Below are 15,798 nucleotides of genomic sequence, written 5' to 3'. Positions count from 1 at the left end.
CCGAGCTTCTGCGCGACCTGCATCGCGGCGGGGCGGGAGGAGTCGGGGATCGGCATGACAACGTCGATCGCTCCGCCCGGGGTGTACTGAGCGATGGTGTCGGCGAGGCGGTCGCCCAGGCGCAGGCGCGCCTCGTAGACCGAGATTCCTGACATCACGGAGTCGGGGCGGGCGAGGTAGACGTACTCGAACGAGCACGGAATAAGGCGCGGGTCCTTCGCGCACTGACGGCTGGCCATCTGGCCGTCGGGCGTGATGAAGACCGCCTCACCCGGAGCGACATCGCGGACGATCTCGAAGCCCTGCGCCTCGAGCACCAGCGACTCGGAGGCGACGATCCAGTCGTCCGGAGCGCCCGTGTTGCTGCGGCGGCCGACGATGAGCGGGCGGATCCCGAACGGGTCGCGGAACGCGAGCAGACCGACTCCGGCGATCAGCGCGATGGTCGCGTAGGAACCCTCGACGCGCTCGTGCACCCGGGCGACCGCGTCGAAGACCTCGTCGGCGTCGAGGTCGCGGCCCGACATCGAGGCCTGGAGCTCGTTGGCGAGCACGTTCACCAGCAGCTCCGTGTCGGAGGTGGTGTTGAGGTGGCGACGGTCGACCCGGAAGAGTTCCTCGGTGAGTTCACGGGTATTCGTGAGGTTGCCGTTGTGGACGAGGATGATGCCGTACGGCGCGTTCACATAGAACGGCTGCGCCTCCTCCTCGCGCTCGGCGTTGCCCTTCGTCGCGTAGCGGACGTGCCCGAGGCCCATCGTGCCGAGCAGCGAGCGCATGTCGCGGGTGCGGAACGCCTCGCGGACCTGCCCCGCTGCCTTCTTGATGTGCAGGGTGCTGCCGTCGGCGGTCGCGATGCCGGTCGAGTCCTGGCCGCGGTGCTGCAGGAGGGAGAGGCTGTCGTAGATGGACTGGTTGACCGGTCCGGAGGACACGATCCCAACGATTCCGCACATGCCGGAGGGGCTCCCAAGGGGATAGCAGGGGGGTTTGACGGTCCATCCTGGCACGCGGGGCACGCATCCCCTAATGGTTCGCCGTGGGCGGATCCGTGGCTGAGCGGGGCCGCGGCGGGGTGCGGACCGGCGGATCGGCCGAGTAGTCGCGGCATGGCCCGAGCCGGAGCGACCAGGCGATTTCACGGGCGAGCTGCCCCGACTCCGTGAAGAGCCGCACCTGGTAGGTGGCGGCGAGAGCGGCCGCGAGCTCGTCGCGGTCGGCGGGCGCGAATCCGAGCGACCGCCAGAACGGGCCGGAGCGGCGCGAGAAGAGCCAGGCGCGGCGGGCTCCGCTCCGGGCGGCATCGGCGAGCGCATGCCGGGCGAGGCGTCTCCCCGCCCCGCTGCCGCGACGGTCGACGGCCACGGCGACGCTCCGGATCAACGCGTGACGGCCGTCGGCGCTCGGCTCCCAGCCGGTGCTGCCGACGGTGCGGCCGCGCGCGTCGCGCTCGAGCCAGAGGCGCACCGAGGGCGAATCGAGCCCGGCCAGGGTGAGGTCGGCCTCGGCCAGGAAAGCACGCACCTCGTCGACGTCCGCCGGTCCCACGCGCTGCAGCTGCATGCCTCCGATCCTGGCGCAGGCGGTGACGGATCACCCCGAGGCGGCGCGTGACGGCCGGTGCCGAAGCGGAGCACCCGTCGGAGGAGGGGACTGCGTGCCGTGGCGGGCGAGGGCAGTCGGTAGGGTCGTCGCGTGAGTGATGAGACGAGCAGCTACGCCCGCGCCGGAGTCGACACGGCGGCGGGGGATCTCGCCGTCGAGCTGATGAAGTCGGCGGTGTCGGCGACCCACGACAACCGGGTTCTCGGCGGGGTGGGCGGATTCGCGGGCCTGTACGACGTTTCCTTCCTCCGCGACTTCCGTGCGCCGCTCCTGGCGACCTCGACCGACGGCGTCGGCACCAAGGTCGCGCTGGCGCAGGCGATCGACAAGCACGACACCATCGGGCAGGACCTCGTGGGCATGGTCGTCGACGACATCGTCGTGGTCGGCGCGCGCCCCTTCTTCATGACCGACTACATCGCCTGCGGCAGGGTCGTCCCGACCCGGATCGCGGACATCGTCGCGGGGATCGCGCGCGCCTGCTCCGAGACCGGCACCGCCCTCGTCGGCGGCGAGACGGCCGAGCACCCGGGTCTGCTCGGGCCAGACGACTACGACGTTGCGGGCGCCGCGGTCGGCGCGGTTGAGGCGGATCAGGTGCGCGGCGCCGATCGCGTGCGCGACGGCGACGTCGTGGTGGCGATGGCCTCCTCCGGACTGCACTCGAACGGCTACTCGCTCGTGCGCCACATCCTCGCCGAGCGCGGCATCGGCTTCACCGACCGCTCGGAGGAGCTCGGCGGTGTGGTCGGCGAGGTGCTGCTCGAGCCGACTCGGCTCTACACCCGCCCCCTGCTGGACCTCCTCGACGACGCCGAACTCGGCCCGGCGGTCCACGCGATCAGCCACGTCACCGGAGGCGGGATCGCCGCGAACCTCGCCCGCGTGCTGCCGCGCGGCTCCTGGGTCGAGGTGGAGCGCGCGAGCTGGAGCCCGTCCGAGGTGTTCCGGGCGCTCGCCGGGATGTCGGGCGCGACACTCGAGAGCACCGAGGGCACCTGGAATCTGGGCATCGGAATGGTCGCGGTGGTCGCGGCCGACGCTGCCGAGGGCGTGATCGCGAGCCTCGAGCGCTCGGGCGTGCCGTCCTGGACGGCCGGCCGCGTCTCGACGGCGGCGCGCGGATTTGACGGTTTCGAGCAGGGTGCGAAGGGCGTCGACGGCGGCGCGGTCCGGCTGGTCGGGTCGTACGCGGGCTGATCGCCGGAGCCCGGGCTCGCGGAACCGCGTCCGGCTCGCAGGATCCGGCCCCTCTGGCGAGCCGGACACGATCCGACGAGCCGGAGGGTCGGTGCGCTCAGCGGCGCAGGGTCTCGCTCGGGAGCTCGCCGAACCGGACCGCGTAGTGCTGGGCGAAGCGCCCGCCGCTGATGAATCCCCAGCGGGCGGCCACCTCGCCGACCACGAGCTCACCCGCCGAACCGGCCGCGAGTTCCTCGTGCGCCCGATCGAGGCGGACACAGCGCAGGTAGTGCCGTGGGGTCTGGGAGAAGGCGCGCTGGAACGCCAGCTGCACGCCGCGCACGGTGAGCCCGGCGGCGTCGGCGATGTCGGCCACTCCGAGCGGCAGGTCCGCATTGGCCTGCACGAACTCGACAGCCTGACGCAGGCGCCGGGCGCTCACCGAGGGTGGGGCGGCGGGCAGCGGGGCGATGCGGTGGGTGAAGGTCTGCAGCGCGGCCAGTGCGGCGACGCGGGCGACCTCGTCGCGTTGCAGCACGGTCGGTGCGTGGGCGGTGGCGAGAGTGTCGCGGAGGAGACGGATCGCTGCCCACCAGGTGGTGGTGTCGTGGGCCACGGGCGCGAACCGGAGCGGTCCGGGCTCGGTGCCGTGCAGCTCGGCGGCGATCGTCTCGAGATGGGCGGCCTCGAAGTGCACGAGTGCGTCGCGGTACTCAAGAGCCTCGAAGCCGAACGGCCGGCCGCTCGGAAACATCGCCGGGCGCCCGACGACGAGTCGGTGCTCGTCGCGCCCCAGATCGAGGGAGGCGCGCCCCGCGGTCAGCCAGAGGGCCACGTAGACCTCGCTCGGGGAGACTGTGCCGCGCACCCGGCCCAGGAAGGATGCGGAGTGAAGGCTGACCGGCCCCGGCCCGGTCGTCGTGTAGCGGAAAGCGAACGGCGCGACCGTCCGCTCGGCCCGGAATCCGGAGCCGTTGTACGAGCCGGCGTAGAACTCCCGCGCCTCCTCGAGGTCGCTCCCACGACGCTCCGACTGCCACACGGGCAGCCGTACGGGCGGGGAGACACTCATTCGATCAGTCTCTCAGCGACCACCGACATTCGTTCCTTCCTGCAGGAAAGCGGGAGAACGTGCTCGGCGCAGCACGCCGCGCTCCAGGCGGAACAGAGGAAGCGCGGCCACCGTGGCGGTTTCCACGATCGCTCCGGAGGGAACTAACGCCTCGACCTCCGCCTCCGAGAACCACTGCTGCTGCGTGTCCTGCTCGCTCGCCGCGCGCTCGTGCTCGCCGTGCGTGAGTGCCTCAGCGAGGACCACGTCGACGGACTGCGCGACGAATCCGTACGCCTCCGCGAGTCGGCCCAGGTGCGTGAGGCGTCCGGCCTGCAGGCCCGCCTCTGCGAGCGAAGCGGCACCGCCACGAGGGAGCGGCCCCTATTCACGGGAGGAGTCAGGCACGCTTCTGGTGCGGCTCCTCGAGGAGATCCGTGTCGTCGCCGTCGTCCTCGGCGTCAATCCACTTCGAGTAGTCCGGCTCGTCCGGGTGGCTGAGCTCGCGCTCGAGCGCGCTGTAATCGACCGCCGGGCTGAACGACTTCAGCTCACGGGCGATCTTGGTGTTCTTCGCCTTTTGACGGCCGCGCCCCATGGGTGACCCCCTCACGATGACAGGCCAGACGGGCAGGGAGCCGGCTGGGAAAAGAGCAGACAGGGAAAGTTGAAATCTACGCGGTAGTTTAGCAGACAGGGGACCCGCCACCCCGGGCGCCGATCCGTCGGACGGCCGCCCATCCTCGACCGGGTCAGGAGCACCGTGGACAGTGTCGCCCCACCGCGCCTCGTCGTGGTGATCGGCGCGGGCCAGGCGGGCCTGTCGGTGGCATATTACCTGCGCCGGCTGGGCCTGGTTCCCGGCCGCGACCTGGTCGTCCTGGATCGCGGGCCCGAGCCGGGAGGTGCGTGGCAGTTCCGCTGGAAGGCGCTGCGACTCGGCTCCGCACACCGCGTGCACGACCTCCCCGGCATGGAGCGGATGGGCCTGTCGTTCCAGACGGCTGACCGTCGGCGCCCGGCGCGCGACGTGGTCCGCGAGTACTACGGACGCTACGAGCATGAACTCGGGCTTGAGGTCCGCCGTCCCGAAGTTGTGCGGCGCGTCACCAGCGCCACATCGCGCGACACGCGGTCGCCACTGCTCGTCGAGACCGACCGCACGATCGAGCGCGCGCACCTCCTCGTCAACGCCACGGGCACCTGGGGCTCGCCCTTCATCCCGCACTACCCCGGGCGCGAGCGCTTCCGCGGTGTGCAGATCGATCCGACCGAGTACGTCCGCGCGGAGGACTTCGCCGGGCAGCAGGTGCTCGTGGTCGGCGGCGGCACCTCGGCGATCGGGTTCTTGCTGGAGTTGGAACGGGTGGCGCGTTCGCTGACCTGGGCGACGCGGCGCCCGGTCGTCTACCGCGACGGCGAGCAGCTCGCGATGGAGTCGGCGGTGGACGCGGTGGCCGAGCAGGACCGTGCGGCGCGCGCTGGCCTGCCCCTCCCGAGCATCGTCGGTGGTACCGGGGTGCAGCGCACCCGACGGGTGGTCGCGGGTCTTGAGCGCGGGGTACTGCGCGAGCGCGGCATGTTCTCGGCGATCGAGGCGGACGGCGTCCGCTGGCCGGACGGCTCCTTCACGCGCGCCGACGTCATCATCTGGGCGACCGGCTTCCGGCCGGAGCTGCGCCACCTCGCTCCGCTCGGGCTGCGGGAGCGCGAGGGTGGCATCGCGGTCGCCGACGGCGCCTCGCTGACCGACCCGCGCGTCTTTTTCGCCGGCTACGGCCCGACGGCTTCGACCATCGGAGCGAGCCGCTCGGGCCGGCGCATCGCGCGCGCGGTCGTGGCGCGCTTGCCCTGAGGGGCCGCTCGTTCGCAACCGAGGCTCAGAAACGCCGCGAACGGGCATCGTGAGCGTTCCTGACCTCGGTTGCGAACCCCGGGCGGCGACTACTTCGCGAGGAACTCCAGGACCACGCGGTTCCACTCCTCGGGGTGGCTCACCGTCACCCCGTGCGGCGCTCCGTTCACCACGTGCAGCTCGGATCCAGGGATCGCCGCGTGTGTCCGCGCGCCGGAGCCCTCGAACGGGACAGTGGCGTCGCCGTCGCCGTGGATGACGAGCGTCGGGACCGACACGTTCGGCAGGTCCTCGCGGAAGTCCGTGGTCGCGAAGGCCGTCATGCAGGCCAGAGCCGCGTGCTTGGACGACTGCTTCGCGAGCGCGAGCGCCTCCTGGCGCTGCTCCTGCGTCACCTTCAGCACGCCGTCGACCGAGAAGAAGTCGGTGGTGAACTGGTCGTAGAAGTCGTCCTCGCTCTTGGTGAGGCCTGCGGTCATCTGCGCGGCCTGCGCCTTCTCGAGCGGGCCGTCGGGGTTGTCGTCCGTCTTCATCAGGTACGGCGGGACGGCCGAGGCGAAGACCACGCTGTGCAGGCGCTCGGCGCCGTACGTCGTGAAGTAGCGGGCGACCTCGCCGCCGCCCATCGAGAAACCGACCAGAGTGACGTCCTGCAGGTCGAGTTCGGTGAGCAGGGTGTGCAGGTCCTCGGTGAGCGTGTCGTAGTCGTAGCCGGTGAGCGGCTTGTCGCTGCGTCCGAAGCCGCGGCGGTCGTAGGTGACGACGCGGTAGCCGGCCGCGACGAACGCGGGCACCTGCTCCTTCCACGACTCGCCCGACAGGGGCCAGCCGTGGATGAGGACGACGGGGCGCCCCGATCCGCCGGTGTCATCGACGTGCAGGTCGGTGTCCTTGAAGAGTCCGTGATGGGCGGTGATGTCGGTCATGGCCAGTGCTCCTTCCGGCGCCGTCGGTCGGCGTCACTCGATGTTCGAGGACGCCTGCCGCGGTGGATGGTCGCGCCGGGGAGGGTTGACAGTCGGACTCAGCCCGCGAGTACCGCGGCCGCGAGGCCCTGCAGAGCGGTCCGCACTCCGTCGTCGACGGGGAGGCCGGCGTCGAGCAGAGCGTTCGCTGCCGCCAGCAGCACGGGCACCGCGGGGGAACAGGAGACGCTGAGCCCGGCGGTGCAGCCGTCGGCGCCCGCGGGCCGCACCACGAGGACGAGCCGCGAGCTGGGCGCGCTCGTACTGATCGTCCCTGCCGATGCCGCTGACAGGGCTGCGACGCTCCCGCGCCGGACGGTGGCCCGCTCCTGGCCGCACGCCACGGTGAACGCCCCCTCGAGCGGGAGCAGGAGCACGCGCGACGACGAATCGGTGTCGGCGGTCGGCTGGAAGCGGATCGTCCCCGCCGTGTGCCAGAGGCGTCGGAGGAGCACTCCGTCGGCCGAGGTCTCGTGCCCGACGAGGGTGAAGGCCTGGTCGGCGTCGGCCTCGCCGCCGCGTTCCTTCAGCCAGTGCTGTGCGGCGGCGCCGTGGAGCGGCATGGAACGGGTCAGCGGATCGGTCACTGCGGCGGCTCCCAGGGTACGGCGGCGGAAAGAATCGACCGCGACGTGAGGAAGCATCATCCTAGGAGTCGGAAGTGTCGACGTCGTGAGATGGCGCGTCCTCGCGCACAAATGCCGCCCCGGCCGCGCTGAGCGCGGCGCCGAGGCGGCATCCGAGGGATCGTGCGGCTACTGGAATCCGCCGCCGCGGTCCTCCGGGTCCTCGATCGGATCGGAGTCGGAAGCGTCGATGGCGTACGTCACGTGGACCGCCTCGCCGACCTCCTTCGCGGTGACGGCGGTGTAGACGAGGTGCGTCTCCTGGCCGTCGACGGCGGCGTAGACGTCGACCTCCTTTTCGTAGCCCCCCTCGGTGCTGACACGGTTCTCGGTCTGGCCGTCGAACGGCCCGCCCTGGAAGAAGGCGAGGTAGCTCTCGCCCTCGGCGAGTGCGCGGATGTCGTTGCTCATGTCCCCAGGTCTACCATCCGGCGAGCGCTGCCCGCGCGGCCTTGCCTTCGGCGGGCGGAGCAGGGCAGGGCGGTGCGCGGGGCGGCAGCACGACGGGAGCGGCCGGCGCGCCTTCGTGGAATGCCGAGAACATAGGATGGCCGGGATGACGATCGGACGCCGCCTCTTCCTCACGGGAACCGTCACCGGAGTCGGGTTCCTGGCCCTCGCGGGCTGCACGCCGTCACGTCCGAGGCCGACCCGCTCCGTTACGAAGGCGCCCGTGCCCACGCCCAGCACGACCACCGTCCCCGCGCCGGCCGCCTTCGTGCGCTCAGCCTGGGGGAGCGACCCGTACGCACTCGGCTCCGTCTCCTACCTGCCGGTCGGCGCAACTGCGCAGCACCGCGCCGACCTCGCCGGCTCCGTCCTCGACCGGCTGTTCCTCGCGGGCGAGGCCACCGATACCCAGGCGCCGGGCACGCTCCAGGGCGCCTGGAACTCCGGGGTTCGCGCGGCCGCCGAGATCAGCACCGTCGCCGACGAGGGTGAGCGCATCGCGATCGTCGGGGCGGGACTCGCCGGGGCTGTCGCCGCACGGCGACTGACCGACTCGGGCTTCGATGTGACCGTGGTGGAGGCGCGCGACCGCACCGGCGGGCGTATCGCGACCTCGACTCCCGACGGCTGGCCGATCGCCGTCGAGGCCGGCGCCTGGGCCCTCACCGACGCGGGCGCCGCCCTGCTCGAGGGCGTCGCGGACGCCGGAATCGCCACCACGGCGGTCGATCTGATCGGCATCCGCTCGACCGGCATCGACGGCTCGACCCTGAACACCGGCACGACCGGTGCGGACGCGCTGACCCGTGCACTCGAGTGGGGAGCGGAGCAGCCGGAGGACCTGTCGCTCGCCGAGGCGTTCGCCGGCTCCGGAGCGCCCGACCCGGCCGAGCCGGGCTCCGGCGACGGCGATGACGCCCGCGTGGCCGCGCACCTCGCCGGCACAACCGCGCTGCGCACCGGTGCGGCTCCCGAAGAGCTGTCGTCCTGGTTCGGGCTGGGCGACGCGTCCGCCGTCTCCACAGCCTCGAGTGCGGAGGAGCTGACCGGCCTCGGCGACGCGCTCCTGACCGACGGGCTCGCGCCCCTGGTCGAGACGCTGCTCGCGGGCGTCGAGGTCTCGCTGCGCGCCGCGGTGAGCGGGATCGGCTACACGGAGACGGGCGTCAGCGTCCGCCTCGGCACCGGCGAATCGTTCACGGCCGACCGGGTGCTGGTGACGGTGCCGATCGGGGTGCTGAAGACCGACGCGATCGCCTTCGATCCGCCGCTCCCCTTCGCGCAGCGCGCGGCCGTCGCCGCCCTCGGCTCGGGCATCGTCGAGACGCTCTGGCTGCGCTTCGACGACGCGTTCTGGGATACGGACGCGGCGGCGCGGTGGTCGCTCGTCGGCTCCGAGGCGGGGATCACCGAATGGTTGAACCTCCAGCCGTCGACCGGCGAGGCGGTGCTCGTCGGCCTGGTCGGAGCGGATCAGGCTCGGTCGCTGCAGGAACTCAGCGACGACGAGCTGGTCACCGTCGCGCAGTCGGCGCTCGAGCCGTTCGCCGTCGTGCCCGGCTGAGGTGTTCCCGGCCGGCGTGCTCTCGGCCGAGGTGGCCCCGGCCCGCCTGCCGCCGGAGCCTCGCGAACGGCCCCCGCCGCTCCGACTCGCGCGCGGCCCCGGGCGGGCGCACCCGGCTGAGGGCGAGGACGACCGCGGCGATGCCCGAGATCAGGCCCAGCACGACCACGTCGTAGAGCACGAACATCACGGGCCCGTCGACCTGCGCAGGGTCGAGGAAGAAGTAGGGATACCAGCCGACCAGCGCGCCCCGGACCAGCGTGATGACGCCCCAGACGATCGGGAAGCCGAGGACGGTCAGTGCTCCCCGCCACGCGACCGGGCGGCGGACGGGGTCGAGGATCCAGTCGAGGATCGCGAGCGTCGGGATAACGAAGTGCAGCAGGGCACTCGACCAGGGCACATCGACGCGGACGCCGCGGTTGTTCGCCTCGACCGCGATCAGGCCGAAGACGATCCCCGACACGACCATGTACGTGAGCACGAGGGCCCGCACCGTGCTGAGCCAGCCCGGCTCTCGCTCCTGCGCGAGGGCCACCAGGCCGGACAGGGTCAGCACGACGACTGCAGCCATAGTCGACTGCGTCGTGAAGTAGGCGAAGAAGTTGTCGATCTGGAACGCGCGGAAGCCCAGCGTGTAGAAGAAGTCGCCGATGAGCGCGCTCGCACCCAGCGCGGCGAGGGCCAGACGGAAGATCGCGAACGCCTTCCGCACTTCCGCTCCGATCCGCCGCTGAGCCCGGACGGCCGGACCACCGTGCAATTCTACGGTTGTCGTTCTTCGGGCTCCTCGATCGCGCCGCTCCGACGGGCGCGGGAGGCGGGCTTCCTTGACACTCGGGCGAGCAGTGAGCTCCCACACGAGGATCTTCTCTGCCGCACTCGGAATCGGCACAGCAGTCAGGTAGGCAGGGGAAAAATCCTGTCACAGAGCACGTGCCGATCGCGTCTTACCGATCGATGATGGCGACCGGTGCAGGTCGGACGTCAATGGTCTCGATCACCGTCTCGTCGTTCCCCAGGATGATGTCCACCTGCGACGTCGTCCCCAGCGGGCCAGCGAAACTGAAGATCGCCTCCTCCGGGACGATCTGACCCCCGTGAAGGGTCAGTTCGAACGGATAGTCGCCGCCCTTTTTATCTCGAAGGGCCACCCGAGTCCGACTGAGTTCTCGCCCAGCGCCCGGCATCAGCCCGATGAACCTGACAGCGATGTGCTCGTCACCCGCTTCCAGGTACATGAGCTGGTACGGCGTACCGGTTGCTAGGCGACCAGGGGGGTCAAGGGGGATGAATCGCGGTCTCGTCATCTCGACTACTTCCTTCTCGGGCACCGATCTACTGGGCAAGTGCCACCGCTGTATCTTGTCCCATCAATACGTCATCAGCGTACAAGCTAGCCGTCGCCTCCCAGCGGGTTCCTGGAACTGGGCATAACTCGTTTCCCCGAGTTGTCAGGGAGGTCTGCGACGTAGCACTTGCCGCTCCGCAGCTTTCCCAGGGCACTGCCGGGCCGTCGAAGTCCTGCTGCCGATAGATGCACCCGAGCTCCTTCTCTTTCCCGTCAAGCGGGATGGAGTCTGCGTATGCATTGAGGCTTATGCAGAATTCAGCTTAAGTGCCGCGTATTCCTCGGTCACGGGAATCTTCGTTGAGCGTGCAACGCTATCGTGCATAAGCCTCCGTTTCATGTCGTTTACGATCACGTTTTTAGGACATCGAGTCCTTTGTGATCTGTGCCAATGGGGTTTCACTTCGCGCCTTGGCGTCGATGGTGGCTCCCAGGGCTCTTTATCCTGTGCTGGCTGCATGCTAGGGTGCCGAGCGGTATCAGGAAAGGAGCGTTTCATGGCTCAGATTAGTGTTACTCCTGAGGAACTGAAGCAGCAGGCTCAGGTTTATACTCGCTCGAAGGATGAGATCGAGCAGGCCATTCAGAAGGTGAATCGGATGAACTCGACTACTGCTGAGCAGTGGAAGGGTCAGGCGTTCCAGGCGTATCTCACGCAGTACAGCCAGCTTTCGGAGAGTGTGAAGAAGTTCGAGGAGCTGCTGGTGAACATCGACGAGCAGTTGAACAAGTACGCGGACACCATTGCTGAGCGTGACGCGCAGGATGCGCAGAGCTTCGGCTTCTAGCAGCTTTCCGGGCGCAGAGGACTTGGCACGGCGGTCGCTCCTTGTTCGAGGGTTGTGTGCAGGTGCGTGTGCTGTCGAGGTGGCGGTCGGCGCACCTGCTGTCGCATTCGCCATCGATGATGATGGTGAGGGGTGGCTGGACCTCAGATATTTCTGCGAGGGCGCGGCAGGAGCACGAGACGGCGGCTGACCGGCTGACGGCCGCCAACACCCTGGACTTCGCTCGCGTGCAGACCAGCGTGTCCGCCTATCAGTAGGTCTGGTCGGCACTGTTCGGTGACTACTCATCGCGGGACGCGCTCACGGCGATGCATGACGAGAGCGAAGCGTCTCCCGTGTCGTACGGCGGAGCAGCTGCGGTGGCGGTGCCGACGGTGCTGGTGGCGGTGGGGTGCGGGCGAGGAGAAAGCGTTCGGCCGAGGGCGCGGGAGAGGGCGCGGGAGCGCCGCTCGAGAGAGCGGCAAATGTTACAGACCCATTTAGTGAGCTACGACGCGAAGGAAGACAATCATGACTGAGCTGCAGCCTGATTCCGGGCTTTTGGTGAGCCGCACGTTCTTGCCGTTGGGAAGTGTGGTGATTCTGAACGGTTCGGTGAAGAAGTTATTGATCGTCAGTCGGGGGTCGGTTGTGGAGGATCAGTTCTTCGACTATGGCGCGTTCCTGTTTCCGGAGGGCATGGTTGACGCGAACATCGTCTATTTCAGTAGCGACGACATTGCGAAGGTCGTGTATGAGGGGTATCGGGACGCTGATGACGAACTTGTGCACGAGATCCTGAACAACGCTTACCTCCGGTTCCAGCAGGAACATCGTCCGCCGGCGGCTGCTCCGGCGGCTGTTCCTGCGCTGGTAGCGTCCGCTCGGGTCGCGGCCGATGACTTGTTCGCCGGTGTTCGTGATCTCGGAGTCGACGGTGAATGAGGAACAGGCGCTCGCGCAGGTGCGGGAACTGGAGGACATCATCGCGCGGCTGGACACGGTGCGCGGTGAGGCGGAGGAGTTCCGGGTCGATGACTATAAGGATGCGGGAGGGGCGCTGTGGGCGGGGCAGAGTCGCACTAGTTTCACGGATGCTTTTGACGCGGCGAGGTCGGATCACGCGCGCATCAGTGACCAGATCGGGCAGGCGATCAGTGATTGCAAGAGCAAGCAGCGCGCGCTCGCGTTCTCGATCAACCCGCTCGAGCATCCGGCCCTTTCCGCGCAGGCGGTCGCGATAGCGCTGACCTGAACGAGACGTCGGAGGAGGGAAGAGATCATGGGTTCAGATACGCGGGGCGTCCGTGACGGGTTCCATGAGGAGACTCGGATCGTGTCCACTCTGACGTCCTGTGTGGCGGGGGCGAGCGGTGGATGGGATCGGGGTGGTGACGTGAATGTTCCGGGGGTCACGGTTGTGTCCGAGATCTCCGCGGACCTGTCCGCCCTGGTCGCGTCGTATGGTGCTGCGGCGGGAAAGGACACGGACGAGTTCGACCAGCTCGGGGTGGGTATCGAGGTGCAGGACGCGCAGGATGCGCAGGTGTGTGGGGTGGCGCAGTGAGTGTGGTGGAGTTCTCTGCGGATTCGTGGCAGGCGTCGTCTCCGGGGTTGCAGAAGAGTCTCGCGGAGCGGAGTGAGTCCCTTGATGCGCTGTTGCAGGGGCTTGAGAGTCTCGTCGGGTCGGGGAATATCAGTGGTCAGGGTGCTGATGCGATGCGCGCGTATATCCGGGAAGTGCATGTCCCGATCGTGCAGTCGCTGCTGGTGTGCGTGTCCACGTTCCAGACCGCGATCGGCGTGTATTGGAGCGGGTATTCCCAGGTGGATACGGACGGGAATTTCCGGCTCGTGAACGACGAGTACGACGCGCACCTTATCCAGCTTGATACCGGTATCGGGCGGTTGCGGGGGTTCGCGGCCGATCTGCGGTCGATTGCTGCGAGCGCGTCGCATCTGGTGTCGCTGGACGGCGCTGGCGCTGGCGCGGCCGATGATGCCGCGGAGGGTTTCGAGCGGATGAAGTCGATCGCGAAGACTCAGCAGGAGACGTGGGCCGCGTATGAGGCCACCGATCCCGGGTTCGGTCAGGTGAAAAACCTGGTGGCGGAGTTGAACCGGGTGGTCGCGAACCTGGGGAGTCTCACTGTCGGGCAGGGACGCTCGTATCTGCCGGGGAGCTTTAATCTGACGTTGCGGACGTTGGGGGAGCTGACCGGGGGGATGCTGGAGTATTGCCAGCAGAACCGAGAGGTCGCTTCCGACGGGTGGCAGGCCCTGTTCTCCGGATACGTCGCTGACGTCAAGGCGGAAGCGGAACGCCAGCGCAAAGAAGACGCCCTGTCGGGCCTGCTCTGGGACGGGTTGCAGACCGTCGCGGGTGCGGTCGTTGTCGCGGTGGGTGTGGTCGGGACGCCGTTCAGCGGGGGCATGAGTCTCGCGTTGGCAGGGTTGGGCGGGTCGCTGATCGCCGGGGGCGTGAACAGTGCGATCGATCACGCCACCATCGCGTCCACAGGCGAGAGCCTGAACCTGATCGGGATGGCATCCGAACAGGTCGGCCACTGGTATGACGTCACCCTCGCGCAACCCGCGATCGCGTCCGGCGACCCAGACTTGCAGCTCCTCGCCGGGCTCGGGTCCGGGCTGGGAGACCAGGTCAGCGGAGCGCTACAGCTGAACCTGCACGACACGGTGACCGGTGTGTTCACCCTCGCGACCAACGGCGAAGCGTTCTCGAAGTTGTGGAACCAGCTGACCACTATCGCGGGGAAGGCCGCCTCGGGAGACGCGTTCGTCATCGGCCAGATCGCCGGGAACCTACTCCCACTCGGCGCGGCCACGAAGGCCACCAAACTCGACACCCTGCTCAACAAAACCGACGACCTCGGGCGTCTGGTCACGAAAGCCGACGACCTCAACTTCGGGAAACACGTCACGATCGCCAACGCGAGTGACGCCACCAGCGCGATGGACTGGCTCAAGAACCACCTCGGCGCGGGAGGAGTGACAGTCAGCGACGAATTCACGCCGACAATACAGCCATTAGACGATGCACAAAGAGTTGTGGACAAGATTCGACGGGGTGAGTTGACTCGCGAAGAGATAAAGTCCCTGCCGAGTGAAATTCGAGAGCAGCTTCGAGGCATCGATCGAGGTGACAAGCGAGACATTTTTGGGCATTACACGGGTTCAGACACGGTCAGCGCGAATAAAGAAGCACTGGGACTAGGAGCAGTTCGTGATAGGATGGGCATTGAGGTCCGTTCAGATCGGGTCGGCGTAAGGCTTGAAGCCGGTGGGCAATTCCGCTATTATCACGGGTTGATCCATTCGGGAGAAAAGCGGTACATCGGAATAGAAGTTAAGAGCGGTAGCGCTACCCCTGAGTATCAGCGAGGCCGAAATAGTCAGCGTCTTTTCGATAGCAGGGTTTCGTCAGAGAATCCGGCGAGGGGCATCTTGAACGGCGAACCGATCGAGATTGTTCAAGTAATTCTTCAGGAAATTCCATAAGAAAAAAGCTCGGGAGATGTCAGTCACGCACGTAATTACTTATAACGGAGTTTCGAGACTAGAGGTCATGAGTGGTCAGCTTGCTGAGCAAGTTGTTCGCCGTGCGCCGATGCTGATGGACGGTAAAGGCGAATTCGCGATCTCTTTGTCTCGGCTGCCGGAGGGCAAGCGGTTGAGGGATGATCTGCCTGGTTCTTGGGCGGACTTATTTTTGCAGGCTGCCGGGAGTGCGGCTGCGATGATGATCGAGGTGCGTAAGCAGAATCCGGATGGCTCCGAAAGTCTTTACAGGCTGGCTCGCCTGTTGCACGAAGGTAAAGAGTCCACGGGCGCCGCGGACATCACGTGGAACGGGCGTGTTGATAAAGTGCCCTCTGAGGAGGCGTTTGGCGCTGTCGAGGCTGGCGACATTTTCTGGCACTACTACCAGCATGACGCGGTACCTAATCGGTATACGCTGCGCTTCCTTGAATGAGCGGATTGCCCCCGGGGCGGTGCGGTTGAACGTGTACGACATGGTGACCGGTGGTTACACCCTCGCCACCAGCGACTAGGTACGCTCCCCGTTCGGCTTGCTCAAACGATTCATATGCGTATTTCCAATCTGACGTAAATTTTATTGAACATAGTGTTAACCGATTGTCCTACTGGGACCGTTATTGAGGCTTAGAGCGTTATTCATAAGGTTGTTTACCAGCCGAGTCGGTAGAGTTCGAGTTTTGTGATGGTGCGGATGATGGCGGGGAGTTCGCTGAGGCGTCCGGTGAGCTGCCCAACGTTTCCTGGACCAGTTGAATAGTTGTCTACGCGGCGAGGTTCTCGGTGATCCATGCCTGCTCGGCTTCGTTCGGGGTCCGATAGTC

The 15,798-nt window shown here is 67.7% G+C and carries 19 protein-coding genes; 9 read left to right on the top strand and 10 right to left on the bottom strand.

Translation table 11 applies throughout. The annotated features are described in order from the left end of the window. Positions 1-956: amidophosphoribosyltransferase (locus C5D07_RS01950; protein ID WP_104258541.1), on the bottom strand; the 956-nt coding region annotated here is incomplete at its 3' end. Positions 957-1,026: 70 nt separating this feature from the next. Beyond that, a complete protein-coding gene (locus tag C5D07_RS01945) occupies positions 1,027-1,563 on the bottom strand; it encodes a GNAT family N-acetyltransferase (RefSeq protein ID WP_104258540.1) in 537 nt (178 codons plus the stop codon). A gap of 132 nt (positions 1,564-1,695) precedes the next feature. On the opposite strand from C5D07_RS01945, the gene purM reads away from it, so the two are divergent. Then, entirely contained in the window at positions 1,696-2,805 is a 1,110-nt protein-coding gene (gene purM, locus C5D07_RS01940) for a phosphoribosylformylglycinamidine cyclo-ligase (RefSeq protein WP_104258539.1), read from the top strand. A gap of 97 nt (positions 2,806-2,902) precedes the next feature. On the opposite strand, the gene C5D07_RS01935 is transcribed toward purM, so the two are convergent. The 3 genes from C5D07_RS01935 to C5D07_RS01925 all read right to left on the bottom strand — a co-directional run bounded on the left by C5D07_RS01935 (position 2,903) and on the right by C5D07_RS01925 (position 4,436). After that, a complete protein-coding gene (locus C5D07_RS01935; protein ID WP_068255943.1) occupies positions 2,903-3,859 on the bottom strand; it encodes an AraC family transcriptional regulator in 957 nt (318 codons plus the stop codon). A gap of 12 nt (positions 3,860-3,871) precedes the next feature. Then, positions 3,872-4,105, bottom strand: a complete 234-nt coding sequence (locus tag C5D07_RS01930; RefSeq protein WP_104258538.1) for an NUDIX hydrolase — start codon at positions 4,103-4,105, stop codon at positions 3,872-3,874. 133 nt (positions 4,106-4,238) lie between these two features. After that, positions 4,239-4,436 carry a DUF3073 domain-containing protein gene (locus C5D07_RS01925; RefSeq protein WP_068255939.1) on the bottom strand — a complete coding sequence of 66 codons (198 nt, stop codon included), beginning with the start codon at positions 4,434-4,436 and terminating at the stop codon, positions 4,239-4,241. 165 nt (positions 4,437-4,601) lie between these two features. Between C5D07_RS01925 and C5D07_RS01920 the strand changes: the two genes are divergently transcribed. Then, entirely contained in the window at positions 4,602-5,693 is a 1,092-nt protein-coding gene (locus C5D07_RS01920; protein ID WP_104258537.1) for an FAD-dependent oxidoreductase, read from the top strand. 89 nt (positions 5,694-5,782) lie between these two features. Here C5D07_RS01920 and C5D07_RS01915 read toward each other — a convergent pair whose 3' ends face one another. From C5D07_RS01915 to C5D07_RS01905, 3 genes are all read right to left on the bottom strand, one after another. Further along, positions 5,783-6,619: an alpha/beta fold hydrolase gene (locus tag C5D07_RS01915; protein ID WP_104258536.1), complete on the bottom strand. Its 837-nt coding sequence runs from the start codon at positions 6,617-6,619 to the stop codon at positions 5,783-5,785. A gap of 98 nt (positions 6,620-6,717) precedes the next feature. Further along, a complete protein-coding gene (locus tag C5D07_RS01910; RefSeq protein ID WP_146076795.1) occupies positions 6,718-7,305 on the bottom strand; it encodes a hypothetical protein in 588 nt (195 codons plus the stop codon). 108 nt (positions 7,306-7,413) lie between these two features. After that, a complete protein-coding gene (locus tag C5D07_RS01905; RefSeq protein ID WP_068255931.1) occupies positions 7,414-7,695 on the bottom strand; it encodes a hypothetical protein in 282 nt (93 codons plus the stop codon). A 145-nt stretch (positions 7,696-7,840) separates the two neighbouring features. Between C5D07_RS01905 and C5D07_RS01900 the strand changes: the two genes are divergently transcribed. Further along, a complete protein-coding gene (locus tag C5D07_RS01900; RefSeq protein WP_170063485.1) occupies positions 7,841-9,298 on the top strand; it encodes a flavin monoamine oxidase family protein in 1,458 nt (485 codons plus the stop codon). Here C5D07_RS01900 and C5D07_RS01895 read toward each other — a convergent pair. Both C5D07_RS01895 and C5D07_RS01890 read right to left on the bottom strand, forming a co-directional pair. Then, a complete protein-coding gene (locus tag C5D07_RS01895; protein WP_104258533.1) occupies positions 9,249-10,013 on the bottom strand; it encodes a Pr6Pr family membrane protein in 765 nt (254 codons plus the stop codon). The two genes, C5D07_RS01900 and C5D07_RS01895, sit on opposite strands and share 50 nt — an antisense overlap. A gap of 235 nt (positions 10,014-10,248) precedes the next feature. Further along, positions 10,249-10,452 carry a hypothetical protein gene (locus C5D07_RS01890; protein WP_146077364.1) on the bottom strand — a complete coding sequence of 68 codons (204 nt, stop codon included), beginning with the start codon at positions 10,450-10,452 and terminating at the stop codon, positions 10,249-10,251. 694 nt (positions 10,453-11,146) lie between these two features. Between C5D07_RS01890 and C5D07_RS01885 the strand changes: the two genes are divergently transcribed. The 6 genes from C5D07_RS01885 to C5D07_RS01855 all read left to right on the top strand — a co-directional run bounded on the left by C5D07_RS01885 (position 11,147) and on the right by C5D07_RS01855 (position 15,410). Then, on the top strand, positions 11,147-11,437 hold the full coding sequence (locus C5D07_RS01885) for a WXG100 family type VII secretion target (protein ID WP_104258531.1): 291 nt from the start codon (positions 11,147-11,149) through the stop codon (positions 11,435-11,437). Between the two features lie 510 nt (positions 11,438-11,947). Next, positions 11,948-12,361, top strand: coding sequence for a DUF4176 domain-containing protein (locus C5D07_RS01875; protein ID WP_104258529.1), 414 nt, complete (start codon positions 11,948-11,950; stop codon positions 12,359-12,361). Beyond that, entirely contained in the window at positions 12,354-12,671 is a 318-nt protein-coding gene (locus C5D07_RS01870; protein ID WP_104258528.1) for a hypothetical protein, read from the top strand. The genes C5D07_RS01875 and C5D07_RS01870 overlap by 8 nt, the downstream gene beginning before the upstream one ends. An 81-nt stretch (positions 12,672-12,752) precedes the next feature. Then, a complete protein-coding gene (locus C5D07_RS01865) occupies positions 12,753-12,983 on the top strand; it encodes a hypothetical protein (protein WP_146076797.1) in 231 nt (76 codons plus the stop codon). Then, positions 12,965-14,935: a T7SS effector LXG polymorphic toxin gene (locus C5D07_RS01860; RefSeq protein WP_104258526.1), complete on the top strand. Its 1,971-nt coding sequence runs from the start codon at positions 12,965-12,967 to the stop codon at positions 14,933-14,935. The genes C5D07_RS01865 and C5D07_RS01860 overlap by 19 nt, the downstream gene beginning before the upstream one ends. A 67-nt stretch (positions 14,936-15,002) precedes the next feature. Further along, the gene (locus tag C5D07_RS01855) at positions 15,003-15,410 is read left to right on the top strand and encodes a hypothetical protein (RefSeq protein ID WP_146076798.1); all 408 of its coding nucleotides are present in this window, start codon (positions 15,003-15,005) and stop codon (positions 15,408-15,410) included. Positions 15,411-15,798: the final 388 nt, after the last annotated feature.

Origin of the sequence: Rathayibacter tritici (assembly GCF_002932875.1) — a bacterium.
Classification (GTDB): Bacteria; Actinomycetota; Actinomycetes; order Actinomycetales; family Microbacteriaceae; genus Rathayibacter; species Rathayibacter tritici.
The sequence above is the reverse complement of the archived record's forward strand: the minus strand, read 5'-3'. Positions and strand labels throughout refer to the sequence as shown.